Raw genomic sequence first — 23,502 nt, 5'->3', positions numbered from 1 at the left:
CAATGCGCGTCATAGATCCCTCTGCGCGCCGTCTCTCAGGTGGAGGCGAATTCCGCTCCACCGCCGTCCCGGGCGAACCGTCCGAGGCGGGCGCCGGCCGAGCCGGCACCCGAGCGATGAGCATCGGGGGAACGATGCACGCGCTCGAACGGGCTGGGGTTTCGGAGGCGATGGGGAACACGCCTCCGAACCCCGTCTCGGTCAGGCCAGACGCCGCCCGGCGCCCCACACCGCCTCGACACGCAGCTCCGCGTCGAGGAGCACCGCGTCCGCGGCGAATCCCCGGTCGAGCAGGCCGAGGTCGCCCGCCCGACCGATCGCGGCGGCGGGTGTGACCGTGAGCGCACCCACCGCCTCGTGGAGCGAGATGCCGCAGTCGAACACCGCGCGCCGCAGGGCGTCGTCTTGCGTGAGCGTCGAACCCGCGATCGAGCCGCCCTCTCGGAGGCGCGCGACGCCGTCGGTGACGACGACCTCGAGCGAGCCCAGCACGTACACCCCGTCTGCCGAGCCGGTCGCGGCCATCGCGTCGGTGACGAGCGCCACTCGGCCCGGGGCGCCGGCGAAGGCGAGTCTCACCACATCGGGATGCACGTGCACTCCGTCGTTGATGATCTCGAGGGTGACCTGGTCTGCGCGCATCGCGGCGACGACCGGCCCGGGGGCGCGATGGTGGATGCCGCGCATGCCGTTGAAGGCATGGGTGAGGATCGTGGCCCCCGCGTCGAAGGCGGCGAGTGCCGTCTCGAAGTCGGCGCCGGTGTGCCCGACGGCGACCTTGACGTCAGCCTCGGCGAACCGCGCGATCGCCTGCATCGCGCCGTCGTGCTCGGGGGCGATCGTGATCTGCCGAAGGGTGCCGCCGGCCGCATCGAGCAGCAGTTCGACGGACGCCTCGTCGGGGGCGCGGAGCAGGCCGGGGTCGTGCGCACCGCGGAACTCCCGGTCGAGGAACGGCCCCTCGAGGTGAGCGCCGAGCACGCGCGGATCGCGCTCCGCGAACCGGGCGATCGTCGACAGCTGGTTCGCCAGCCGTTCGACCGGCGCCGTCACGAGCGAGAGCACCGAGCGGGTCGTGCCGTGCGCGTTGTGCACGGCGAGCACGGTCTCGATGCCGTCGTCGCCTTCGTCGACGGCCGCTCCGCCGGCCCCGTGGCAATGGATGTCGATGAATCCGGCGGTGAGGAAGCGCCCCGCGGCATCCGTCACCTCGGCGACCTCGGCCACCTCGTCGCGCCAGTCGTCGCCGATGCCGCGAGCGGCCACCCGGTCGCCGTCGAACCGAACCCAGGCATCGGCGACGGTGTCGGTGCCGCTCACGAGGAGCGCGGAGTGGATGATGACGGGCGCGGTGCTCACCTAAGCAACGATAACGTCGTAGCCCGCGTCGACGAGTCGATCGTGCTGGTCGCGGGTCAGCCCCGAGTCGGTGATGACGGTGGAGAAGAGCCTGCGTGGACCGATCGCCGCGAACGCCCGCTTGTCGATCTTCGACGAGTCGGCCACGAGCACCGCACGCGCGGCCCGGCTCGCCATGAGCGCGTTGACCGCGGCCTCGCGTTCGTCGTGCGAAGTGGGCCCGATGGCCGGGTCGATGCCGTTCACGCCGATGAAGGCGAGGTCGAGGGTGATGCTGCCGAGCACCGTGTCGGCGTAGGCGCCGACGAGCTCGTAGGAGCGGGCGTGCACGACGCCGCCCGTCACGACCGTCTTGATCTGCGGGCGCATCGCGAGCTGCATGGCGATGTTGATCGCATTGGTGACGACCGTGACGCTCGGGTCGGGGGCCGGCTCCATGATGTCGGCGCGCGACATGAGCGCGTCGGCGATCGCGGTGGCCGTGGTGCCGCCGCAGAGTCCCACCACCGCGCCGCGCGGCACGAGCGCGCTCGCCGCCGCGGCGATGGCGGCTTTCGCGCCCGGATTCTGCTGGTTCTTGTAGCGGATCGGCAGGTCGTAGGCGACCGAGTGGGCGACCGCGCCGCCGCGGGTGCGGGTGAGGAGCTGCTGCCGGGCGAGCGCATCGAGATCTCGTCGCGCCGTCGCTGGCGAGACCTCGAGACGCGCAACGATCTGGTCGACGTCGACCTGGCCGCCCTCGGCGAGGAGGTCGAGCACGGCGCTCAGGCGCTCTGCACGGTTCATCCGTTGGGGTCCTTTCCGGCGAAGAGGCGCAGGAGACGGGTCTCACCCGGTCGCCGCTGATCGACGCGCCAGGTCGGGTCGAGTGCCGGGTTCGGCGTCACGGTGAGGATCACGGCGCACCGCCCCGGGCTCGCGCGGCAGCGAGGTCGCGGGCCGCGAGCGCCGTGCCGAGGAGCCCCGCGTCGTCGCCGAGTTCGGCGTGCACGAGCACTGGGCGGCGGTGGAAGCTGAGCAGCGCGTCGAGTCGCTCGCCGAGCGGCGAGAAGAGTGCGTGGCCCGCTTGGGCGAGGCCGCCGCCGATCACCACGGCCTCGGGGGCGAGCACCGCGACGAGGCGCGCGAGCGCTTCGGCGAGTGCCTCGACGGCGTCGTCCCACACCCGTCTGGCGACGGGATCTCCCGCGGTCGCCGCGTCGAGCACCTCGCGTGCTCCGGCCACGGGCGTGCCGGATGCCACGGAGTACCGCCGTGCGATCGCGCCCGCGGAGGCGATCGTCTCCAGGCATCCGATGGCGCCGCACGCGCACCGCTCGCCGAACGGGTCGGCGAGCGAATGGCCGATCTCGCCGGCGTAGCCGCCGCCCGCGTACGGGCGGCCGCCGAGCACGAGCGCGCTCGCGATGCCGGTGCCGATCGCGAGCACGACGACGTCGCCGTACGCGCGAGCGGCACCGAGCCGGTGCTCGGCGTCGCCCGCCGCGCGCACGTCGTGGCCGAATGCGACCGGGAGGCCGAGCGCCGCCTCGGCGAGCGATCGGATGGGGGCGTCGCGCCAGCCGAGGTTCGAGGCGAACATGCCGACACCGGTGACCTCGTCGACGAGGCCGGGCACGCTGATCGCGGCGGCCATCGGCCGGACGCCCGGGGCGCCGGCCAGATGCTCGCCCGCGAGCGAGGCGAGCTTCGCGACGATCGTGCCGGCGGGGTCTGACGGATCGAGCGGCGTCGGTGTGCGACGGAGCCCGAGCACGCGACCCGACGCGTCGACGAGGGCCGACTTCGTGTCGGTGCCGCCGACGTCGAAGGCGAGCACCGCGTCGCCCGGGCCGAGCAGTGTCGGGGCGTGCGTCGGGTGCTCGACCATCACGCGTCGAGGACGACGGAACGGCTGAGGTTGCGCGGCGCATCGGGATCGAGGCCACGGGCGCGGGCGCGGGCGAGTGCCACGCGCTGCACGCGCACGAGCTCGGCCATCGGATCGAGCGCGCCGGCCTCGAAGTGGGCGCCCGTCGCGGCCACGTCGTCGGCGAGGCCCTCGGGAGCCTCGCCGAACTGCCAGGTCACCCGGCCGGGTGCGGCGATCGCGATCGGGCCGTGCCGGTACTCCATCGACGGGTACGACTCGGTCCACGACTGCGAGACCTCGCGCATCTTGATGGCCGCCTCCTGGACGAGGCCGACCGACCAGTTGCGGCCGAGGAAGGTGTACTGCTCCGCGTCGGTCAGCACGGGGTCGAGCTCTTCGGCGACGGCGCGTTCGGCATCGGCGATCGCGCCGGTCAGGTCTTCACCGAGCGCGGCGCGGAACAGCGCGAACGCCGTTGTGGCGAATCGGGTCTGCACGACCGATCGTTCATCGGCGAAGGGAATGGTCACGGCCTGGTCGACGAGGTCGACGAGCGGTGATTCGGCGTCGCCGATGAGGCCGATGGTGCGCACCCGGCCGCGCAGGCCGTCGATCAGCTGCAGCACCTCGGTCGTGGTGCCCGACCGGGTCAGTGCGATGACGGCGTCGTAGCCGCGGTCGACGAAGGCCTCGGATGCCGCGAAGGCATCGGTCTCGCCGTGACCGCCGGCTTCGCGCAGCGATGCGTACGACTGCGCGATGAACCAGGAGGTGCCGCACCCCACCACGGCGATGCGTTCGCCGCGCGCGGGGAGCAGCGACTGCTCGGCACGGAGCTCGGCGGCCCTGGCCCACATCTCGGGCTGCGAGCCGAGCTCGATTGCCATCTGTTCGCGTTCGCCCGTGATCATCGTTCCTCCACATTGCCCGAAAAGTGATTGCAACTGAGCATAACCAGAATTTTCGATCAGGCATGTGATCGTTTCGCGACATGACGTGCGAGTCGATCAGGTGCAGAAGCCCGTGGTCATTTGTTCATGATCATCGAGAAGCGCCTCGTCGGCGGACTCACGGCGAGCAGCGTCACGTGACGCCGAGCGGATGCCGCGGCATCCGCCACCCGCGCCTCGAGAGGGATCAGGCGTCGGCCGCGGCGTCGGGAGCCGTGGTCCACAGTCCGAGGACGTTGCCCTCGGTGTCGCGGAAGTAGCCGAAGTACCCCATGCCCGGTATCGCGGTCTTCGCCTGCACCACCGCTCCGCCGAGCCCGACGATCCGATCGAGAGCGGCGTCGATGTCGGCGACATCGACGGTGATGATCGGATTCGCGAGTGCGGCGGTGCGCTCGAACATGCCGCCGTTGATCGCCCCCGACTCGAGCGGCGTCTGTGTCGCCTCGTCGACGGGGGTCGTCACGACGTTCGTATACTGCAGTTCCGGCATGGCGTCGAGGCGCCAGTCGAATGCGCTGGAATAGAACGCCCGCGCCCGGTCCTGGTCGTCAGCCGGGATCTCGAAATGCACGACTCCGGACATCGTCATCCTCCCCTTCCGCGGCACGGCACTCCCGTGCCGGCCAGAGCCTAGCCCGCGCAGTGAGACGCCGGTAGGGGCCGGAGGACGCCCGGTGCGGGACGGCGCCTCGAGGAGTGCGCCCGTCGCGCTACTCGAGCCAGGTCACCCCGGCGACCTTGCGCGCTGCGATGCCGAGGGCGTCGAGGTGCGTGCCGAGCGAGGCGAGCCTGGCGTGGAAGTCGGCTTCGTCGCGGGACCCGCCGGCCGGCGCGGGCGACCAGGCGATCTCGGCGATCGCCGTGATGCGCGGGAACACCATGAATTCGAGTTCGGGCGCGGCGGCGATCGTCTCGGTCCACACGGGCGCCTCGACGCCGAGGATGTCGGCCTCCGCGAGGCCGGGCACGATCGACGCCGGCTCCCAGGAATACGCCTCCTCGAGGGTCGTCGGCCCGTCGGCCCACAGCTGCCCGAGCTTGCGGCCGAGCGGCCCGTCGGGGTCGTCGGGGTACTTCATGTCGAGATAGGCGACGTCGGCAGGGGAGAGGATGACGCTCCCGCCCTGCTCGACGAAGGAGGTCGTGAGCTCGGCAGCCCGCTCGCGCGGGGTCACGAAGTCCCAGTACTGGCCGACGGTGCCGGCGGGCAGTTCGCGCGACGCGCCCATCTCGTGCCAGCCGATCACGGTCTTGCCGGTCGCGGCCCCGGCGGCCGTGATGCGCCGCACGAGGTCGAGGTAGTCGGCCTCCGAGGTCGCGAGCGACTCGTCGCCGCCGACGTGCAGCCACGGTCCGGGCGTCATCGCGGCGAGTTCGTTCATGACATCGGCGAGGAACCGGTCGGTGGCCTCCGCGCGCTCGGCGGACGCGCACAGCGACGAGAACCCGACCTCGGTGCCCTCGTACGGCTTCGGAGCGACGCCGTCGCAGTTCAGTTCGGGGTAGGCGCTGAGCGCGGCGTTCGTGTGGCCGGGCAGGTCGATCTCGGGCACGACGGTCACGAATCGCTCGGCGGCGTGCTCGACGATGCGCCGGTAGTCCGCCTTCGTGTAGAAGCCGCCGCCGTCGCCGCCGGTCGAGGTCGATGCGCCGATGCCGGTGAGTTCGGGCCACGCGTCGATCTGCAGCCGCCACCCCTGGTCGTCGGTGAGGTGCAGGTGCAGCACGTTGAGCTTCAGCAGGGCGATGCGGTCGATGTGGTCGAGCACGTCCTCCACCGGGAAGAAGTGGCGCGCCACGTCGAGCATCGAGCCGCGGTAGGCGAAGCGAGGGGCGTCCGCGACGGATGCCGCGGGCACGATCCATCCCTCGGCGGGCACCCGCGCGGCATCCGCTCGCTCGATCTCGGCCGGCAGGAGCTGCCGGAGCGTCTGCGTGCCCCAGAAGAGTCCTGCGGGGCCTGGCGCCGAGATGCGGACGCCGTCGGCGCCGCTCGTGAGCGTGTATGCCTCGAAGCCGGCACCGGCGTCGGCGTCGATGACGAGCGCGATGTCGGATGCCGCGGCCTCGCCAGCGACGACGGGCAGGTCGAACCCGGTGGCGATGCGCGCCCGGGCGGCGAAGGTCTCGGCGACGGACGCGGCGTCGCCGACCGCGACGAAGCGGGACCGCCCCGTCAGCACGAAGGGCGCAGCATCCGTGTACTCGATGTCGACGGGGGCGGGGATGATGCCGGTCACGGCCTCTCCGTTCTGTTGCAGGGCGGTGCAGGTACGCAATTCGACGCGGGCCATCGCGCACTTGATCATTGCAGCGATCGCTGCAGCGGGCCGCATCCGTTGCTAAGCTTCGTTCGTCGCAACTGGCGTTCAGATGGATACCATCGGGGAGCGACTGGCACGGACCGACCGCACGCCTGGGCCGGTACGCATTCCTCGGCGCTGGCGCGCGCGAGGCAGCACCCCACGTAGGTCCGTTTGTCATGAAGGAGCCAGTCTTGGCCGAATCCGTTTTCAATGCGCCGCTGTCCGAAGTCGATCCCGAGATCGCCGAGGTTCTCGAGCTCGAGCTGGGCCGCCAGCGCGACTACCTCGAGATGATCGCGAGCGAGAACTTCGTTCCCGTCTCCGTGCTGCAGTCCCAGGGCAGCGTGCTCACGAACAAGTACGCCGAGGGCTACCCCGGGCGCCGCTACTACGGCGGCTGCGAGTACGTCGACATCGCCGAGTCGCTCGCGATCGAGCGGGCGAAGTCGCTGTTCGGCGCCGAGTACGCCAACGTGCAGCCGCACTCGGGCGCCACCGCCAACGCCGCGGTGCTCTCCGCGATCGCCACGCCGGGCGACACCATCCTCGGCCTCGAGCTCGCGCACGGCGGCCACCTCACGCACGGCATGAAGCTGAACTTCTCGGGCAAGCTCTACAACGCCGTCTCGTACGGCGTCGACCCCGAGACCTTCCTCGTCGACATGAACGTCGTGCGCGACAAGGCCCTCGAGCACAAGCCGCAGGTCATCATCGCCGGCTGGTCGGCCTACCCCCGCCACCTCGACTTCGCCGCGTTCCGCGCGATCGCCGATGAGGTCGGCGCGAAGCTCTGGGTCGACATGGCGCACTTCGCCGGCCTCGTCGCCGCGGGCCTGCACCCGAGCCCGGTGCCGCACGCCGACGTCGTCTCCTCGACGGTGCACAAGACGATCGGCGGCCCCCGCTCGGGCTTCATCGTCGCGCGCGACACCGAGCTCGCGAAGAAGCTGAACTCCAACGTGTTCCCGGGCCAGCAGGGCGGCCCGCTCATGCACGTCATCGCGGCGAAGGCCACGGCGTTCAAGATCGCTGCATCCGCCGACTTCAGAGACCGTCAGGAGCGCACCATCCGCGGCGCGCAGATCCTCGCCGACCGTCTCACGGCCGACGACTCGCGTGCGGCGGGCGTCGACGTGCTCACGGGCGGCACCGACGTGCACCTCGTGCTCGCCGACCTCCGCCACTCGAAGATCGACGGCCAGCAGGCCGAAGACCTGCTGCACGAGGCGCTCATCACCGTGAACCGCAACGCGGTGCCGTTCGACCCGCGCCCGCCGATGGTCACCTCGGGCCTGCGCATCGGCACGCCCGCGCTCGCGACCCGCGGCTTCGGCGACGCCGAGTTCACCGAGGTCGCCGACATCATCGCGCTCACGCTGCAGGGCGAAGCGGATGTCGCGGCGCTCCGCTCCCGCGTGCAAGCCCTCACGGCGGCGTTCCCGCTGTACCCGGGGCTCGCGCAGTAGCTCGCGGCGTCAGACGCTGTTCACGAGACTCGGTGCGACACGCCGGGGTTCGGCCCGCCGCCCCCGGCGTGTCGCCCGAGATCTCCTGAACACCGAAGCTGCACGAAGAAGCTGCAGGAAAGAGAGAGACGTATGACCGCCATCACCCTCGACGGCGTCGCCACGGCGTCGGCCGTCAAGTCCGAACTCGCCGCGCGAATCCAGCTGCTGAAGGCGCACGGCGTCGTGCCCGGACTCGGCACGCTGCTCGTGGGCGACGACCCGGCATCGCGTTCCTACGTCGCCGGCAAGCATCGCGACTGCGCCGAGGTCGGCATCGAATCGATCAGGGTCGACCTGCCGGCCTCGGCCACGACGGCCGACGTGCGCGCGGCGATCAAGGACCTCAACGCGGCCTCGGGTGTCACCGGCTACATCGTGCAACTGCCGCTGCCGGCCGGGCACGACGAGAACGCGATGCTCGAGCTCATCGACCCCGACAAAGACGCCGATGGGCTGCACCCGACGAACCTCGGCCGGCTCGTGCTCGGCATCGAGGGCGAGCTGCACTCACCGCTGCCGTGCACGCCCGCCGGCATCGTCGAGATGCTGCGCCGCTACGACGTGCCGATCCGCGGACAGCACGTGACGGTGATCGGCCGCGGCCTCACGGTGGGCCGTCCGCTCGGCCTGCTCTTCACCCGCAAGGGACTCGACGCGACGGTCACGCTCACGCACTCGCGCACGCAAGACCTCGCCGCCGAGGTGCGCCGCGCCGACATCGTCGTGGCAGCCGTCGGCGTGCCGCATCTCGTGAAGGCCGATTGGATCAAGCCCGGCGCGGCCGTGCTCGACGTCGGCATCACGCGCGTGCAAGACGACGACACCGGCAAGGGCAGGCTCACGGGCGATGTCGACCCGGGCGTGGCCGGCGTCGCGGGCCACCTGTCGCCGAATCCGGGCGGCGTCGGCCCGATGACACGCGCGATGCTGCTCGCGAACGTCGTGAAGGCAGCGGAGCAGCGCCTGCACCGTTAGTCGACCTCCCAGTAGCCCGGTGTTCACCATCTGTGCACCGGCCGTCCGCCTTCCGCTAGTAGCTTCACGCCATGGCCCGAGCCGACTCCGTCGAAGCACATCGCACCGAAGCGGCGGTCGATCCGGCGGTCACCGAGGCACCTCCGCGCCCTGCGCGAGGCGGCTTCGCCGAACGAGCTGAGGCCGGCGCCCCGCGATCGGATGCCTCGGCGATCCGCGCCACCGCGATCATCCCGGCCCGGGGCGGGTCGCTCGGGCTCCCCGGCAAGAACATCGCGCGGGTCGGCGGGGTTCCGCTCGTGGCACGTGCCGTGCGCGCCGCCCTCGCCGCGCAGCGCATCGACCGGGTCGTCGTCACGACCGATGACCGCGACATCGCCGCTGCGGCTCGTGCGGCGGGCGCCGAGGTCATCGACCGACCGGTCGAGCTCGCCGGGGGCGAGGCGTCGAGCGAGTCGGCGCTGCTGCACGCGCTCGACGCGCTGGACCCGGTAGAGCCGGCGGAGCCGGTAGCGCTCGAGCAGGCCTCGCCCGAGCACGCCTCGCTCGAGCAGGCCTCGCCCGATTCGCTTACGGCCGCTCAGCATCCCGTCACCGTCTTCATCCAGGCGACGTCTCCGTTCATCCATCCGGCCGACCTCGACACGGCGATCGGCCGTGTCGCCTCGGGCGAGCGCGACGTCGTCTTCGCCGCCGCCGCGACGCACGTGTTCCTCTGGCGCGACGACGCCGGTTCGGGCACCGCCGTCGGCGTGAACCACGACTCGGCCCGTCGTCCGCGTCGTCAGGAACGCGAGCCCGAATACCGCGAGACCGGGGCGTTCTACGTCTTCAGCACCGACGGGTTCCGCGCCGCGCAGCACCGCTTCTTCGGGCGCATCGGCATCCAGCCGGTCGAGGCCGACCACGCGATCGAGATCGACGACCTCGCCGACCTCGAGCGGGCCCAAGCGCTCGCCGCCCACGTGGATCGCGGCATCGCGGCATCCGCCGGCCGCAGCGTCGTGCTCGACCGCGAGCGCCCGTGCATCGACGTCGACGCGCTCGTCACCGACTTCGACGGCGTGCACACCGATGACACCGTCATGGTCGACCAGCTCGGCCGGGAGTCGGTGCGGGTGAGTCGCAGCGACGGCCACGGCATCGCCCGGCTCCGCAAGGCCGGCCTGCCCGTGCTGATCCTCTCAGCCGAAGAGAACCCGGTCGTCGGCCGCCGAGCTGAGAAGCTCGGGGTCGAGTGCGTGCAGGGGGTGGGCGAGAAGGGCGCGGTGCTGCGCGACTGGGCGGAGGCACGAAGCATCCGTCTCGACCGCATCGCCTACCTCGGCAACGATCGCGGCGACCTGCCGGCGCTCGAGCTCGTCGGCTGGCCCGTCGCGGTGCCGGATGCTGCGCCCGAAGCGCTTGCGGCGGCACGCCACGTGCTCACCCAGCCGGGTGGCCACGGTGCGGTGCGCGAGCTCGCCGACTTGATCCTCGCCGCCCGCGAATCCGGTGCGTCGAGCGCCGTCCCGACCCCGCGCACCGTGCGCGATCCTGAATGAAAGAGAACCACATGTCTGTGCGCATCGGCCGATCGACGGTCGGCTCCGAACACCCCGTCTACGTCATCGGCGAGATCGGCCTGAACCACAACGGCGATGTGGAGATCGCCAAGCGGCTCATCGACGTCGCGGTCGAGGCGGGCGCGCAGGCCGTGAAGTTCCAGAAGCGCACGCCCGAGATCGCCACCCCCGAGCACATGCGCGACGTGCAGCGGGAGACGCCGTGGGGCACGATGAGCTACCTCGACTACCGGTACCGCGTGGAGTTCGGCGAGGCCGAGTACCTCGAGATCGCCTCGTACGCGCTTCGCGCCGGCATCGACTGGTTCGCGTCGCCGTGGGATGTCCCGTCGGTCGAGTTCCTCGAAGGGCTCGACGTGGTCGCGCACAAGGTGGCCTCGGCGTCGGTCACCGACATCGCGCTGCTCGAGGCGATCGCGCGCACCGGCAAGCCGGTCATCCTCTCGACGGGGATGTCGACGCTCGACGAGATCGACCGCGCCGTCGAGACGCTCGGCACCGACCGGCTCGTCATGCTGCACGCGACCTCGAGCTACCCGATGCCGTCCGAGGAGGCGAACCTGCGCACCATCGACACGCTGCGCGTCCGCTACCCCGGCGTGCCGATCGGCTACTCAGGTCACGAGCGCGGCCTGCAGATCTCGTTGGCGGCGGTCGCCCTCGGCGCCGTCGCGGTCGAGCGGCACATCACGCTCGACCGGGCGATGTGGGGTTCCGACCAGGCCGCCTCGCTCGAGCCCACCGGCTTCGAGCACCTCGTGCGCGATATCCGCGTGATCGGCGAAGCCATGGGCGACGGCGTGAAGCGGGTCTTCCCCGGCGAAGAGGCGCCGCGGGCGAAGCTGCGCCGCGTTCCTGCGCTGTGAGTGACGGACCCGACGACGGCGGAGCGAACCCGACGAGCCCGACGGATGCGCCGGCCGTACCGGGAGGAGCCGGCCACCGCCTCCTCGTGGTCGCCGACTCGGACTCGTATGTGAAGTGGGGCGCGGCCCTCGCGTCGCGGTTTCCGGCGGAGTGGCGCACCGAGCTGATCGTGCTCGAGTCGCCCGTGCGGCCGAGCCCGCGACAGCTGGCCGCTGCGCTCGCCGGATCGGAGTTCACCCCCGATTCGGCGTCGACGGTCCACCTCGGCGAGTTGCCCGGGCTGCTCGCGCGCACTCGCCCCGACGCGGTGCTGCTTGCACTTCGCGGCCCGCTCGTGCGGGTCGTCGCACCGATCGTGAATCGCAGCGCCGATCGGCCGGTCATCGTCAGCGGCTTCCCCGGCCTGACCATTCCGGCCGCGCCGAAGGCGATCGTCTACCGCGAACTCGTCGACCTCATCGTCTTGCACAGTCGGCGCGAGGTGCGCGAGTTCCGTGCCAACGCGGTGGGTCTGGGGGTCGCCGTCGAGTTCGGCCTCGCGACGCTCCCGTTCCTCCCCGAGACGGCGGTGACGGATGCCGCGGCGGACCCCGCGCGCCGTGACCTCGTCTTCGCGGCGCAGGCCAAGGTGCCCGCTGAGCGTGAGGACCGGGTGCGGCTGCTCGGCTGGCTCGCCGATGCCGCCCGCCGTCGCCCGTCACGGCGGGTCGTCGTCAAGGTGCGGGCGCGCCCGGGCGAGGCGCAGACGCATGCCGAGGCGTTCGACTTCGCCGAGCTGCTCGCCGACGCCGAGGTGCGCCGCGAGCTCGGTGGCTCGCTGCCGCCGAACCTCGTCGTCGAAGACGGGCCGATGTCGCAGCACCTGTCGAGCGCGGCGGGCCTCGTGACGGTGAGCTCGACCGCGGTGCTCGAGGCCGTCGCGGCCGGGATCCCGGCGCTGCTCGTCGACGAGTTCGGGATCGACGCGAAGCTCATCAACACCGTCTTCGAGGGCAGCGGACTGTTCGGCGGCGCCGAGGCGCTCGCCGGCTGGGAGACGCGCCACCCGAATCCCGACTGGCTCGCCGACAACTACTTCCACGGCCGCGAGCACGACGACTGGGCACGTCGGCTCGCGCTGCTCCTCGAACGGCGCGCCGACGCGGCGCTCGAGCCGCGGGAACGCAGTCGCAACCTCACCGGTGGGGCGCTCCGCCGCGCCTTCGAGCGCAAACGCATGCTCGGCAAGCACGACCGCTCGTTCGCGGGCGCGGTATCGATGCTCGTCGCGGTGCCGGCCCGATGGGTGCTTCGCCGGGTTCGCAGGCTGCGACGACGGGTGTTCGCGCTGCGCGGAGGCGTGCTCGAGGTGTGAGCGTCGCGGCGCCCCGGTGAGCGGGCCGTTCAGTCGACCGGCGAGGAGTGCGCCTCGACGTGGCGCAGGTAGGCGGCGGCGTTGCGCTGGATGCCGGCCCGCTCGGTCTCGCTGAGCTCCCGCCGCACCTTCGCCGGCACCCCCGCGACGAGCGATCCCGGCGGCACGACAGTGCCCTCGAGCACCACGGCGCCCGCGGCGACGAGCGAGCCGGCACCGATGACGGCGCCGTTCAGCACCGTGGCGCTCATGCCGATGAGGCAGTCGTCCTCCACCGTGCAGCCGTGCAGCACGGCACCGTGCCCGACCGAGACGCCGCGTCCGAGGGTCAGCGGGTAGCCGGCGTCGACGTGACCGACGACCGTGTCCTGCAGGTTCGAGTTCTCGCCGATGGTGATCGGTTCGGCCTCGGCGCGGAGCACGGCGTTGTACCAGACGCTCGACCCGGCGGCGAGCCGCACATCGCCGACGATGACGGCGCCGGCCGCCACGAAGGCCGTCTCGTCGAGCGCGGGGGCGGGCACCCCGGCGATGGTCAGGATGCGAGCCGAGGGGTCTGCAGACATGCCGCCAGCCTACGCGTGCCCACGAGGCCCGGTCGGGTCAGGGTGTGTGCGCACGGCCGAGGTCGCGGCGCGTGCGCACTACACGGGCGATCAGCCGGTAGGCGGCGCCGACGGCCAGCACGCCGACGCCGGCCGCGATGGAGACGAGTGGGAGGGTGGCGACGAGCGCGAGGCATCCGACCGCCCCTGCCGCCGACAACGCCCGTGGCACGCGGCGCTCGGTGCGCGGCTGCGTGATCGCCGCGAGATTGGCGACGAAGTAGTAGAGCAGCACGCCGAACGACGAGAAGCCGATCGCACCGCGGAGGTCGACGGTCGCGACGAGCGCGACGATGACGACCGCGACCGCGATCTCGGCGACGTGCGGCACGTGGAAGCGCGGGTGCACCCGGGCGAGCGCCCGCGGCAGCTCGTCGTCTCGCGCCATCGCGAGGGCGGTTCGTCCGATGCCCGCGATGAGGGCGAGCAGCGCCCCGAGTGCGGCCACCGCGGCTCCGACGCGCACGATCGGGGCCGCCCACTGCCACCCCGCGGCATCCACGACGTCGACGAGCGGGGCGACGGATGCCGCGAGCCCATCGGGCCCGAGAGCCCCGAGTGACGCCGCGCCGACGGCCGCGTAGACGAGCACCGCGATGCCGAGCGCGATGCCGATCGACCGGGGGATCGTGCGCGACGGGTCGCGCACCTCTTCGCCGAGCGTCGCGATCCGGGCATAGCCGGCGAACGCGAAGAAGAGCAGGCCCGCCGATTGCAGGATGCCGAGCCAGCCGTGGGCGAGCAGTTCCGCGCCGAACACCGTCGGGCCGAACGCCGCCGCGCCCGACCCCGCCGAGCCCGAGCCGTCGCTCCCGAGCCAGGCCGCCGTGCCCGCCGTGACGACGAGCAGGAGCACCAAGAGCACGCCGACGACGATGACGGTCGCCGCACGCGCCGTGCGCGTGATGCCGCGCAGGTTGACGGCCGCGACGGCGATCACGGCGAGCACCGCGATCGGGCGCTGCCACGCGGGGGGCGCGAGGTACGCGGCGAAGGTGATCGCCATGGCGGCGCAGCTCGCCGTCTTGCCGATGACGAAACTCCAGCCGGCGAGGAAGCCGGGCCATTCGCCGAGCCGCTCGCGGCCGTAGCGGTAGGCGCCGCCCGACTCGGGATACCGTGCGGCGAGCTGGGCGGTCGAACTCGCATTCGCGAACGCCACGAACGCCGCGATCGCGAGGCCGATGATGAGGCCCGCGCCCGCAGCCCTGGCAGCAGGGGCGAAGGCCGCGAAGACGCCGGCGCCGATCATCGCGGCGAGGCCGATCGTGACGGCGTCGCGCAATCCGAGGCGGCGGGCGAGGGCGGGCTGATCCACGCTCGCACTGTAGGGCACGCGGGTGAACGTGCGGGTGCGCGGCACTACGATGTCTCGCATGCCATCGCCCAGCCACCCCGCTGTCGACCGGGTCACCGGCGCCCTCGCCGGGCACGGTCTCACCCCCGAGATCGTCTGGTTCGACGATGCCGTCACGACCGCCCAGCTCGCCGCCGAGGCGCTCGGCGTCGAGGTCGGCCAGATCGCGAACTCCCTCGTCTTCACGATCGATGACGAACCGATCCTGGTGCTCACCTCGGGGTCGCACCGGGTCGACACCGACTGGCTCGGCGAGCAGCTCGGCGGCGTCATCGGCCGCGCCTCGAAGGAGACGGTGAAGCAGGCGACCGGTCAGGTGATCGGGGGTGTCGCACCGCTCGGTCATCCCGCGCCGGTGCGCACGATCGTCGATGTGCAGCTCGCCGAGTTCCCGGTCGTCTGGGCGGCGGCGGGGCACGCGAGAACGGTGTTCCCGACCTCGTTCGACGAGCTCGTGCGCATCACAGGCGGCATGCCGAGCGCGGTCGAGCCGCGATCGGCCGTCGTCTAGCGTCCTGCTGCCGGAGCCGGCGGTCGCTTTGCGCGTTCAGCCGTCGTCGTCCAGCCGTCCTGCCGCGATCGGCGGTCGCCGAGCGGGCTCAGCCGTCGCGCCGGGCGCCTTCGTCGGCCTGCACGGTGAACACCGCCGGCTCGCGGTACCCGCGCTCGGCGAACGCCGCGAGCACTTCTGCCGTCACGATCGGCACGAGGGCGTCGATCATGAGCGCGATCGCCGCACCGCCGAAGCCGCCGCCGGTCATTCGGGCCCCGATCGCCCCGTTGGCCTGCGCGGTCGCCACGGCGAGGTCGAGCTCGGGCACCGAGATCTCGAAGTCGTCGCGCATCGAGACGTGCGAGGCGTCGAGGAACGGGCCGATCGCCCCGGGGCCCTGCTCGCGCAGGGTGCGCACGGTGTCGAGCACGCGCTGGTTCTCGGTGACGACGTGGCGCACCCGGCGGAAGGTCTCGTCGTCGAGCAGCTCGGCCGCGCGGGCGAGATCGTCGGGCCCGATGTCGCGCAGCGACTCCACACCGAGGGCCCGGGCGCCCGCCTCGCACGAGGCCCGGCGGGCGGCGTACCCGCCCGAGGCGTGCGCATGCTCGACGCGGGTGTCGATGACGAGCACCGAGAGGCCGTCGGCCGTGAAGCCGAGGGGGATCACGTCGGCGTCGAGGCTGCGGCAGTCGAGGAAGACGCCGGTGTCGGCCTCGCCGAGGAGTGAAGCGGACTGGTCCATGATGCCGGTCGGCGCGCCGACGGCGCGGTTCTCGGCGAGCCTGCCGACCTTGGCGAGGGTGGGGCGGTCGAGGCCCAGCCCCCAGTGCTCGTCGAGGGCGAGCGCCACGGCGCATTCGATCGCGGCCGACGACGACAATCCGGCGCCGATCGGCACGTCGGAGGCGACGTAGAGATCGACCCCGCGCACGTGTGCGAGGTCGGCGCCGAATTCGCCCAGCGCCCACGCGACGCCGAGCGGGTAGGCGGCCCAGCCGCTCACGGCATCGGGGGTGAGCTCGTCGAGGTGGACGGTGACGGCCTCGGGTGAGAAGGCCGAGGCGACGCGGATGACGCGATCGTCGCGATCGCCGAGGGCGACGGCCGTGCGCCGGTCGATGGCGAACGGGAAGACGTAGCCGTCGTTGTAGTCGGTGTGCTCGCCGATGAGGTTCACTCGCCCGGGCGCCGACCAGACGCCCGCGGGCCGGCGGCCGTACCATTCGGCGAAGCCGTGCGCCGCCAGGGCGGTCGTCGCCGATCCGGCGCCGGCGTTCGGGGTCTCGTTCATGCTTCGGCCTTTCCGATCGCGACGCGCAGCGCCTCCGCCTGGGACTCGGGAGGAACGTCCCCGATCCATGCTCCCATCGCCGCTTCCGACCCCGCGAGATACTTGAGCCGGTCGGCGGCCCGCCGCGGGCTGGTCAGCTGCAGCATGAGCCGAACCTCGTCGCGGCGCTCGTGCACGGGCGCCTGGTGCCAGGCGGCGATGTAGGGCGTCGGGGTGCCGTAGAGCAGGTCGATGCCGCGCAGCAGGCGCAGGTAGAGCGAGGCGAGCTCGTCGCGCTCGGCGAGGGTCGTCTCGGCGAGGTCGGGCACGTGCCGGTGGGGGAGCAGGTGCACCTCGATCGGCCAGCGCGCCGCGAAGGGAACGAACGCCGTCCAGTGCTCGCCCGACAGCACGACGCGGGGGCCGCTGCGCTCGCGCTCCAGCAGATCGGCGAAGAGCGTCGGCCCGTAGGCGTCGATCGAGGCGAGCAGTCGCTCGGTGCGCGGGGTGATGTAGGGATACGAGTAGATCTGGCCGTGCGGATGGCCGAGGGTCACGCCGATCTCCTGGCCGCGGTTCTCGAACGGGAACACCTGCTGCACGCCCGGCAGCGCCGAGAGGGCGGCGGTGCGCTGCGCCCACGCCTCGATGACCGTGCGCGCACGCGAGACGGTCTGGGTGCCGAACGAGCCCTCGTGCTCGGGGCTGAAGCACACGACCTCGCAGCGCCCGATCGACGGGCGCGTTCGTTCGAGCCCGACCCGGCGGAGCTCGGCGAGGGCGTCGGCGTTCGAGGCATCCGGCTCGCCGAGTGCCGGCCCGAACGAGGGCGACCGGTTCTCGAAGACGGCGACGTCGTAATTGCTCGGGATCTCGGAGGGGTTGCTCGGCCGTTGCGGCGCGAGCGGGTCGAGGTCTGAGGGCGGCAGGAAGACGCGGTTCTGGCGTGCGGCGGCGATCGAGATCCACTCGCCGGTGAGCGGGTCCTGCCGCATCTCGGCATTGGCCGGTCGCGGGTCGAGTGCACGGCCGTCGACGGCGCGCTCGGCGGGCAGTGCGGAGTCGACATCGTCGAAGTAGATGAGCTCGCGGCCGTCGGCCAGCTGCGTCGTGGTCACGATGATGCGGGGGTCGACGGGGGCAGCGGATGCCTCGCCGGCGACGTCGTTCGAGTCGGTCACGCGCCACACCCTACGCGTCTTTCGTTTCGCAAACAACTCGGTTTCGTATTGCAAAGTCGCCCCCGCAGGCCGCATGATTCCGGTATGACCACCGATGCCGCCGCGACTGCGGCCGAGCGCGCCGTGTCCGACGCCGCAGAGACCGATGCCGCCGAAGGCGCACCCCTCGCGGCGCCGCGCCGCCGCGAACTCGCGCTCGCCCTCGTCGCCGAACGCGGGTTCGTGCGCGTCGCCGAGCTCTCGACCGCCTTCGGCGTCACGACCGTCACGGCTCGTGCCGACCTCGACGCGCTCGAGCGGCAGGGCGGCATCCGCCGGGTGCACGGCGGCGCCGTTCCGGTCTCCTCGCCGCTCGCCGCCGAGCGCCCCGAACGCGAACCGAGCTTCGAAGAGGCGCTCGAGGCATCCGTCGAACCGAAGCGACTCATCGGGGAGCAGGCGGCTTCGCTCGTGCGCAGCGGGCAGAGCATCATCCTCGACGTCGGCACGACGACGCTGCAGGTCGCCCGCGCGCTGCGCGCCCGTGCCGAGCTCGACGACGTGGTGGTCTTCACCAACGGGCTCTCGATCGCCCTCGAGCTCGAGGCCGAGATCCCGCGCTTCACGGTCATCGTCACCGGAGGCACGCTGCGCCCCAAGCAGCACTCGCTCGTGCACCCGCTCGCGGGCTCGATGCTCGACGAGGTGCACGTCGACCTCGCCTTCATCGGCTGCAACGGCGTCGACCCCGTGCACGGCGTCACGAACGCGAACCTGCCGGAAGCCGCGGTGAAATCGCTCATGATGCGGGCCGCCGCGCGCTCGATCGTCGTCGCCGACGCGACGAAGCTCGGTGAGGTGCACCTCGGCCGGGTCGCCCCGATCGACGCGTTCGATGCGCTCGTCACGGATGCCGCGGCGCCGCAGCAGATCGTCGCCGAGCTCGTCGAGGCGGGGCTCGCGGTGCACTCCGCGCGAGACTCTAGAGTGGATTCATGACCCTTCCCACGGGCGAACAGTTCGTCCTCGAGACTTCGACGTCGAGCGGTGACCTGCACGCGACCATCACCTCCGTCGCCGCAGGCATCCGCACCTTGAGCATCAACGGCATCGACCTCGTGCCGTCGTTCGGCGAAGACCAGACACCGCCCATGGGCGCCGGCATCGTGCTCGTGCCGTGGCCGAATCGCATCCGCGACGGCCGGTGGAGCCACGACGGGGTCGAGTACCAACTCGCGATCACCGAGCCGGCCAGGGCCAACGCGATCCACGGGCTGCTGCGCTACACCGAGTATCGGCCGATCGCCCGCGAGCGCGATTCGGTGACCCTCTCCGCGACGGTCTACCCGCAGCTCGGCTACCCGTTCCTGCTCGGCACCGCCGTGCATTACGAGCTCGTCGCCGACGGGCTGCGGGTCACCCACTTCGTCGAGAACCTCGGCGCCGATCCCGCGCCCGTCGCGATCGGCACCCACCCGTACCTGAAGATCGGCGGCGTTCCGACGGCTGACCTCACGCTGCGCCTCGACGCCGCGAGCCACATCGAGGTCGACGACCGCCTGCTGCCCACCGGCGAGGTGCCGGTCGACGGCACCGAGTGGGACTTCCGCGAGGGCCGGCGGGTGGGCGAGCTCTCACTCGACGACGCGTTCGGCGAGCTCGCGAGCGAAGACGGGCAGGTGCTGCACACGCTCACCGCGCCCGACGGCCGCAGCGTGTCGATCTGGGCCGACGACGAGTTCGAGTACGTGCAGGTGTACACCTCGCGCGCGTTCCCGGGTGAAGACGGCGACGCCGCCATCGCCGTTGAGCCGATGACCGCACCGGCCGAGGCCTTCAACTCCGGCCGGGGCCTGCGCTGGCTCGATCCGGGCGAAGAGTGGCAGGTCTCGTGGGGCATCCGCTTCGAGGGGTTCACGGCCGAGTAGTCGAGGCTGTCAGCCGTCAGCCGTCAGCCGTCAGCCGTCAGCCGTCAGCCGTCACCCGACGACGCACGAGCCCGAGTCGACGGGGGCCTCGAGGCTCGGCGCTTCGCTCGCGAGCGGGGCGAGGGTCGACGTCGGAATCGCGAATCCGACGTTGTCGACCGATTCCGACTTCGCGAAGACGACCCCGCCGACCGCGCCGTCGCCCGTGAGCACGGGGCCGCCCGAGTTGCCGTGGTCGACGTCGGCGGCGAGCGTCATCACGTCGCGCGTCGAGGCCCGGCCCGCCGCCTCGATCGTGAGGGGGCCGCTCGACATGACGTTCGCCGGGCGCAGTTCGAACGGTCCGCCGAAGGGGTAGCCCGCCACGGCGACCTCCTGGCCGGGCGTGGCCATCGCGAGCGGCAGCGGAGGGGTCGCGAGCCCGGCGACGGCGATGAGCGCGAGGTCGTTCGCCTCGTCGTACGCCACGACCCGCCCGGGCAGGGCCGGTTGGCCCGGCGCCTCGACGATCGGCTCGGTGACACCGGCGACGACGTGGGCGTTCGTGACGATGCGGTCGGCGGCGACCACGAAACCGCTGCCCGAGAGCGTCGAACCGCACTGGAAGGCGCTTCCGGTGATGCGCACGACGGATGCCGCCGCGCGGGCGAGTTCGGGGTCGTCGACGGCGAACGTCGGCAGCGCCGGGCTCTCGGTCGGACCGTCGAGCACGTCGGCGAGCCACGGGATGCCCTCGCCGAGCGCGGCGGTGCGGATCTCGGCCAACAGGCTGCGGGTCGGTGCAGGGGTGATCGCGTCGAGGGCCTGCAGCACCCGGGATCCGGCGACGGCGGGGGAGAGCACCGGAACGCCCATCGCCGAGATGCCGGAGGAGACGAGGGCGACGACGAACGCGGTGACGAGCAGGTTGCCGATGGCGCCGAGGACCCGGTCGAAGGCGCCGAGCTTCACTGCGCGCGCGCCGCGCCACAGGGCGCGGCCGATGACCGCTCCGAGCCAGGTGCCGAGGCAGAGCAGCACGATGGCGGCGGTGATCGCGGCCGGTGCCCGCCACTCGGGCGAGGGCACGAGGCCCGCGACCCACGGCATGACGAAGTAGGCGGCGACACCCGCGGCCACGAGCCCGATGAGGCCGGCGGCGGTTCGCAGGAGGCCGGCCCGCCAGCCGTTCACGACCGCGCCGATGAAGACGAGCACGAGGGCGACGTCGAGCAGGATGCTCCAGACCACGGGGGCTCCCTTCGAGGCCGGGGATCTCAAGCCTGCGGCATCCGTCTTCGAGAGTGCTGAAGGCGCGCGCGGACGCCGGGCGCGGGGACGGCCCCGTCGTCGGTCCGACGGGGCCGTTCGCCGCGGGCGGTGCTACATCGCGGGCATCAGCACGGTGTCGATGAGGTAGACCGTCGCGTTCGCGGTGCGCACGCCGCCGCAGACGACCGCGGCGTCGTTGACCATGAGGGCGTCGCCCGAGCCGGTCACCTCGACGGTGCCGCCCTCGACCGTGGTCTGCGTGCCGACGACCTCATCGGGCGAGAGCTGGCCGGGCACCACGTGGTAGGTGAGGATCTTCGTCAGCGTCGCCGAATCGGTCTTCAGCGACTCGATGGTCGCGGCATCGATCTTGGCGAACGCCTCGTCGACCGGCGCGAAGACGGTGAACTCGTCGCCGTTCAGCGTGTCGACGAGGTCGACGTCGGGGTTCAACTGACCGGAGACCGCGGCGACGAGGGTCGTCAACAGCGGGTTGTTCGAGGCGGCGACGGCCACCGGATCGGTGGACATGCCGACGACGGACCCGGGTCCGTCGGGCACTGCCTCGGCATAGGCGGCGCAGCCCGGGCCGACGAGGTCGGCGGCGGGATCGGCCTCCGTCGCCTGCTCCGTCGGCTGGCTCTGCTCGGACATCGCGGGTTCGTCGCTCTCGGCGGCGGCGCCGCCCATGCTGCAACCGGCGAGGCCGAGCACGGCGACGGCCGTGATCGAGAACGCCGCGAGGGCGGTGCGGGTGCTGCGGGACGTGGAACGCATCGGTCGACTCCTTCGTTGAACACGACCACGGGAGCGGGTCGTTGCGAGGGGTTCGGTGCCCGTCTCCGATCGGATTGGTCGATGCCGTCGGATCGGTCGACGTCGAACGGGGCGGCCGACCAATCGGATCCGGCCTCCGCTGCGAACCACCGGCGACCCGAGAAAGCAGGACCCTGTGATCACGCTCGCCCTCATCGGTCTCCTCGGAGGTCTCATCACCGGCATCTCGCCGTGCATCCTGCCCGTGCTGCCGGTGATCTTCCTCTCCGGCGGTGCGCAGAGCGCGAGAGGCGCAGTGGATGCCCCGCAGGCCGGACGCTTCCGCCCCTACCTCGTCATCGCGGGGCTGGTGCTGAGCTTCAGCGTCTTCACCCTCGTCGGATCGCTCCTGCTCGCCCTGCTCGGACTTCCGCAGGACGTGCTGCGCTGGGCCGGGATCGTCGTTCTCGTGCTCATCGGCGTCGGCCTCATCGTGCCGCGCTTCGAGGAGCTGCTCGAGAAGCCGTTCTCCTGGATCCCGCGGAAGAACGTCGGCACCGAGCAGGGCGGGTTCCCGCTGGGCCTCGCCCTGGGCGCCGTCTACGTGCCGTGCGCCGGGCCGGTGCTCGCGGCGATCACGGTGGCCGGGTCGACGGGCCGCATCGGGCTCGAGACGGTCGTGCTCACCGTCGCGTTCGCGGTCGGCGCCGCCCTGCCGTTGCTCGTCTTCGCCCTCGCCGGACGGCGGGTCGCCGAGCGGGTGAAGTCGTTCCGCACGCACCAGCGGGCCATCCGCATCACCGGCGGCGTCGTCATGATCGGGCTCGCCGTGGGGCTCGTCTTCAACCTGCCGCAGCTGCTGCAACGACTCGTTCCCGACTACACGAGCGCGTTCCAGCAGGAGCTCGCCGACTCGGAGGAGGTGGCCCGGGCGCTCGATCTCGGCGGCCTCGTCAACGAGGAGAACGCGGAGCTCGACCAGTGCACGAACGGGGCCGCCGAGCTCGAGTCGTGCGGCAGTGCGCCGTCGATCAGGGGAATCCAGCAGTGGTTCAACACCGACGGCGGGGCGGCCGTCGACCTCGCGACCCTCCGCGGCCGGGTCGTGCTCATCGACTTCTGGGCGTACTCGTGCATCAACTGCCAGCGCTCCATCCCGCACGTCGTCGCCTGGGACGAGGCCTACCGCGACGCCGGACTCGCCGTGGTGGGCATCCACTCGCCCGAGTACGCCTTCGAGAAGGAGCCGCGCAACGTCGAGGCCGGCATCGCCGCGTTCGGCATCGACTACCCCGTCGGCGTCGACAACTCGCTCTCGACGTGGACGAACTACCGCAACCGCTACTGGCCGGCGCACTACCTGATCGACGCCGAGGGCGTCGTGCGGCACATCTCGTTCGGCGAGGGCAACGACCTCGCCACCGAGGGACTCATCCGCGAGCTCCTGGGCGACGCCGATCCCGGCGTGACGCTGCCGCCCGCCACCGAGCTGGCCGATGACACCCCCGAGGCGGGTTCCACCACGCCGGAGACCTTCCTCGGCACGACGAAGCAGGTGAACTTCGGCGGCGACGAGGACTACCGCCGGGCCACGACCGGGTTCGCGTTCCCGTCGAGGCTCGGCGACGACGCGTTCGCGCTCGACGGAGACTGGACGCTCGACACCCAGTCGATCGCTCCGGCGGCGGGCGACGCCCGAGTGCGGCTCGACTACACCGGGAGCGAGGTGCGCATGGTGCTCGGCGGCGAGGGGACGATCGTCGTCGACGACGGCAGCGAGCGCCGCAGGATCGAGATCAGCGGCGTGCCGAGGTCGTACGAACTCGTGAAGACGGATGCCTCGGCATCCGGTGTCATCACCGTCACCGTGGCCTCCGGTGTCGACGCCTACTCCTTCACCTTCGGATGAGCCATGCCTGCGCACCGCACCACGACGTCAT

21 protein-coding genes and 1 riboswitch are annotated in these 23,502 nt (G+C 71.9%); of the genes, 9 read left to right on the top strand and 12 right to left on the bottom strand.

The features are described from left to right. Nucleotides 1-201: 201 nt before the first annotated feature. The 6 genes from nagA to DCE93_RS10995 form a co-directional block, all read right to left on the bottom strand. Complete coding sequence (gene nagA / locus DCE93_RS11020) at nucleotides 202-1,359, bottom strand: N-acetylglucosamine-6-phosphate deacetylase (RefSeq protein ID WP_244284158.1); 1,158 nt, start codon at nucleotides 1,357-1,359, stop codon at nucleotides 202-204. Beyond that, a complete protein-coding gene (locus DCE93_RS11015; RefSeq protein WP_108595918.1) occupies nucleotides 1,360-2,145 on the bottom strand; it encodes a DeoR/GlpR family DNA-binding transcription regulator in 786 nt (261 codons plus the stop codon). 109 nt (nucleotides 2,146-2,254) lie between these two features. Continuing rightward, on the bottom strand, nucleotides 2,255-3,229 hold the full coding sequence (locus tag DCE93_RS11010) for an ROK family protein (protein WP_108595917.1): 975 nt from the start codon (nucleotides 3,227-3,229) through the stop codon (nucleotides 2,255-2,257). Beyond that, nucleotides 3,229-4,098 carry an SIS domain-containing protein gene (locus DCE93_RS11005; RefSeq protein ID WP_108596736.1) on the bottom strand — a complete coding sequence of 290 codons (870 nt, stop codon included), beginning with the start codon at nucleotides 4,096-4,098 and terminating at the stop codon, nucleotides 3,229-3,231. The genes DCE93_RS11010 and DCE93_RS11005 overlap by 1 nt, the downstream gene beginning before the upstream one ends. 250 nt (nucleotides 4,099-4,348) lie before the next feature. After that, the gene (locus DCE93_RS11000) at nucleotides 4,349-4,747 is read right to left on the bottom strand and encodes a VOC family protein (RefSeq protein WP_108596735.1); all 399 of its coding nucleotides are present in this window, start codon (nucleotides 4,745-4,747) and stop codon (nucleotides 4,349-4,351) included. Between the two features lie 127 nt (nucleotides 4,748-4,874). Then, nucleotides 4,875-6,404, bottom strand: coding sequence for a beta-N-acetylhexosaminidase (locus DCE93_RS10995; protein WP_244284157.1), 1,530 nt, complete (start codon nucleotides 6,402-6,404; stop codon nucleotides 4,875-4,877). Nucleotides 6,405-6,512: 108 nt separating this feature from the next. After that, nucleotides 6,513-6,593, top strand: a riboswitch (ZMP/ZTP riboswitch). 68 nt (nucleotides 6,594-6,661) lie between these two features. Between DCE93_RS10995 and glyA the strand changes: the two genes are divergently transcribed. The 5 genes from glyA (at nucleotide 6,662) to DCE93_RS10970 (ending at nucleotide 12,739) form a co-directional block, all read left to right on the top strand. Then, nucleotides 6,662-7,936 carry a serine hydroxymethyltransferase gene (gene glyA, locus DCE93_RS10990; protein ID WP_276329501.1) on the top strand — a complete coding sequence of 425 codons (1,275 nt, stop codon included), beginning with the start codon at nucleotides 6,662-6,664 and terminating at the stop codon, nucleotides 7,934-7,936. Between the two features lie 132 nt (nucleotides 7,937-8,068). Then, on the top strand, nucleotides 8,069-8,953 hold the full coding sequence (locus tag DCE93_RS10985) for a bifunctional methylenetetrahydrofolate dehydrogenase/methenyltetrahydrofolate cyclohydrolase (protein WP_108595915.1): 885 nt from the start codon (nucleotides 8,069-8,071) through the stop codon (nucleotides 8,951-8,953). A gap of 71 nt (nucleotides 8,954-9,024) precedes the next feature. Then, entirely contained in the window at nucleotides 9,025-10,497 is a 1,473-nt protein-coding gene (locus DCE93_RS10980; RefSeq protein ID WP_108595914.1) for an acylneuraminate cytidylyltransferase, read from the top strand. Nucleotides 10,498-10,508: 11 nt separating this feature from the next. Continuing rightward, on the top strand, nucleotides 10,509-11,384 hold the full coding sequence (locus tag DCE93_RS10975; RefSeq protein WP_108596733.1) for an N-acetylneuraminate synthase family protein: 876 nt from the start codon (nucleotides 10,509-10,511) through the stop codon (nucleotides 11,382-11,384). Then, entirely contained in the window at nucleotides 11,381-12,739 is a 1,359-nt protein-coding gene (locus DCE93_RS10970; protein WP_108595913.1) for a DUF6716 putative glycosyltransferase, read from the top strand. The genes DCE93_RS10975 and DCE93_RS10970 overlap by 4 nt, the downstream gene beginning before the upstream one ends. Before the next feature lie 29 nt (nucleotides 12,740-12,768). Here the strand turns inward: DCE93_RS10970 and DCE93_RS10965 are convergent, their stop codons facing one another. Continuing rightward, nucleotides 12,769-13,305, bottom strand: a complete 537-nt coding sequence (locus DCE93_RS10965; protein ID WP_108595912.1) for a gamma carbonic anhydrase family protein — start codon at nucleotides 13,303-13,305, stop codon at nucleotides 12,769-12,771. A 37-nt stretch (nucleotides 13,306-13,342) separates the two neighbouring features. Then, a complete protein-coding gene (locus tag DCE93_RS10960; RefSeq protein WP_108596732.1) occupies nucleotides 13,343-14,662 on the bottom strand; it encodes an APC family permease in 1,320 nt (439 codons plus the stop codon). Nucleotides 14,663-14,711: 49 nt separating this feature from the next. Between DCE93_RS10960 and DCE93_RS10955 the strand changes: the two genes are divergently transcribed. Continuing rightward, nucleotides 14,712-15,212 (top strand): YbaK/EbsC family protein, encoded by a 501-nt coding sequence (locus DCE93_RS10955; protein ID WP_108595911.1) that lies wholly within the window; start codon nucleotides 14,712-14,714, stop codon nucleotides 15,210-15,212. Between the two features lie 88 nt (nucleotides 15,213-15,300). Here DCE93_RS10955 and galK read toward each other — a convergent pair whose 3' ends face one another. Both galK and galT read right to left on the bottom strand, forming a co-directional pair. Continuing rightward, nucleotides 15,301-16,488: a galactokinase gene (galK, locus tag DCE93_RS10950; protein WP_108595910.1), complete on the bottom strand. Its 1,188-nt coding sequence runs from the start codon at nucleotides 16,486-16,488 to the stop codon at nucleotides 15,301-15,303. Beyond that, nucleotides 16,485-17,591, bottom strand: a complete 1,107-nt coding sequence (gene galT, locus DCE93_RS10945) for a galactose-1-phosphate uridylyltransferase (RefSeq protein WP_244284293.1) — start codon at nucleotides 17,589-17,591, stop codon at nucleotides 16,485-16,487. Before galT ends, galK begins: the two co-directional genes overlap by 4 nt. Nucleotides 17,592-17,732: 141 nt before the next feature. Here galT and DCE93_RS10940 point away from each other — a divergent pair, with 141 nt between their 5' ends. Both DCE93_RS10940 and DCE93_RS10935 read left to right on the top strand, forming a co-directional pair. Then, nucleotides 17,733-18,626, top strand: a complete 894-nt coding sequence (locus tag DCE93_RS10940; RefSeq protein WP_108595908.1) for a DeoR/GlpR family DNA-binding transcription regulator — start codon at nucleotides 17,733-17,735, stop codon at nucleotides 18,624-18,626. Continuing rightward, a complete protein-coding gene (locus DCE93_RS10935; protein ID WP_108595907.1) occupies nucleotides 18,623-19,555 on the top strand; it encodes an aldose 1-epimerase family protein in 933 nt (310 codons plus the stop codon). The genes DCE93_RS10940 and DCE93_RS10935 overlap by 4 nt, the downstream gene beginning before the upstream one ends. Before the next feature lie 51 nt (nucleotides 19,556-19,606). Here the strand turns inward: DCE93_RS10935 and DCE93_RS10930 are convergent, their stop codons facing one another. Together DCE93_RS10930 and DCE93_RS10925 are read right to left on the bottom strand one after the other, a co-directional pair. Then, nucleotides 19,607-20,785 carry a MarP family serine protease gene (locus DCE93_RS10930; protein ID WP_168186208.1) on the bottom strand — a complete coding sequence of 393 codons (1,179 nt, stop codon included), beginning with the start codon at nucleotides 20,783-20,785 and terminating at the stop codon, nucleotides 19,607-19,609. 132 nt (nucleotides 20,786-20,917) lie between these two features. After that, on the bottom strand, nucleotides 20,918-21,583 hold the full coding sequence (locus DCE93_RS10925) for a fasciclin domain-containing protein (RefSeq protein WP_108595905.1): 666 nt from the start codon (nucleotides 21,581-21,583) through the stop codon (nucleotides 20,918-20,920). Between the two features lie 175 nt (nucleotides 21,584-21,758). Here DCE93_RS10925 and DCE93_RS10920 point away from each other — a divergent pair, with 175 nt between their 5' ends. After that, entirely contained in the window at nucleotides 21,759-23,471 is a 1,713-nt protein-coding gene (locus DCE93_RS10920) for a cytochrome c biogenesis protein CcdA (protein WP_168186207.1), read from the top strand. Nucleotides 23,472-23,502 lie beyond the last annotated feature (31 nt).

It is taken from the genome of Agromyces badenianii, assembly GCF_003070885.1.
In the GTDB taxonomy this organism is placed as follows: domain Bacteria; phylum Actinomycetota; class Actinomycetes; order Actinomycetales; family Microbacteriaceae; genus Agromyces; species Agromyces badenianii.
The sequence above is the reverse complement of the archived record's forward strand: the minus strand, read 5'-3'. Positions and strand labels throughout refer to the sequence as shown.

Coding starts and splice junctions, on each gene's coding strand:
- DCE93_RS11015 (WP_108595918.1), bottom strand. CDS start 2,145: ATGAACCGTGCAGAGCGCCTGAGCGCCGTGCTCGACCTCCTCGCCGAG.
- DCE93_RS11010 (WP_108595917.1), bottom strand. CDS start 3,229: ATGGTCGAGCACCCGACGCACGCCCCGACACTGCTCGGCCCGGGCGAC.
- DCE93_RS11005 (WP_108596736.1), bottom strand. CDS start 4,098: ATGGCAATCGAGCTCGGCTCGCAGCCCGAGATGTGGGCCAGGGCCGCC.
- DCE93_RS11000 (WP_108596735.1), bottom strand. CDS start 4,747: ATGTCCGGAGTCGTGCATTTCGAGATCCCGGCTGACGACCAGGACCGG.
- DCE93_RS10985 (WP_108595915.1), top strand. CDS start 8,069: ATGACCGCCATCACCCTCGACGGCGTCGCCACGGCGTCGGCCGTCAAG.
- DCE93_RS10980 (WP_108595914.1), top strand. CDS start 9,025: ATGGCCCGAGCCGACTCCGTCGAAGCACATCGCACCGAAGCGGCGGTC.
- DCE93_RS10975 (WP_108596733.1), top strand. CDS start 10,509: ATGTCTGTGCGCATCGGCCGATCGACGGTCGGCTCCGAACACCCCGTC.
- DCE93_RS10965 (WP_108595912.1), bottom strand. CDS start 13,305: ATGTCTGCAGACCCCTCGGCTCGCATCCTGACCATCGCCGGGGTGCCC.
- DCE93_RS10955 (WP_108595911.1), top strand. CDS start 14,712: ATGTCTCGCATGCCATCGCCCAGCCACCCCGCTGTCGACCGGGTCACC.
- galK (WP_108595910.1), bottom strand. CDS start 16,488: ATGAACGAGACCCCGAACGCCGGCGCCGGATCGGCGACGACCGCCCTG.
- DCE93_RS10940 (WP_108595908.1), top strand. CDS start 17,733: ATGACCACCGATGCCGCCGCGACTGCGGCCGAGCGCGCCGTGTCCGAC.
- DCE93_RS10935 (WP_108595907.1), top strand. CDS start 18,623: ATGACCCTTCCCACGGGCGAACAGTTCGTCCTCGAGACTTCGACGTCG.
- DCE93_RS10925 (WP_108595905.1), bottom strand. CDS start 21,583: ATGCGTTCCACGTCCCGCAGCACCCGCACCGCCCTCGCGGCGTTCTCG.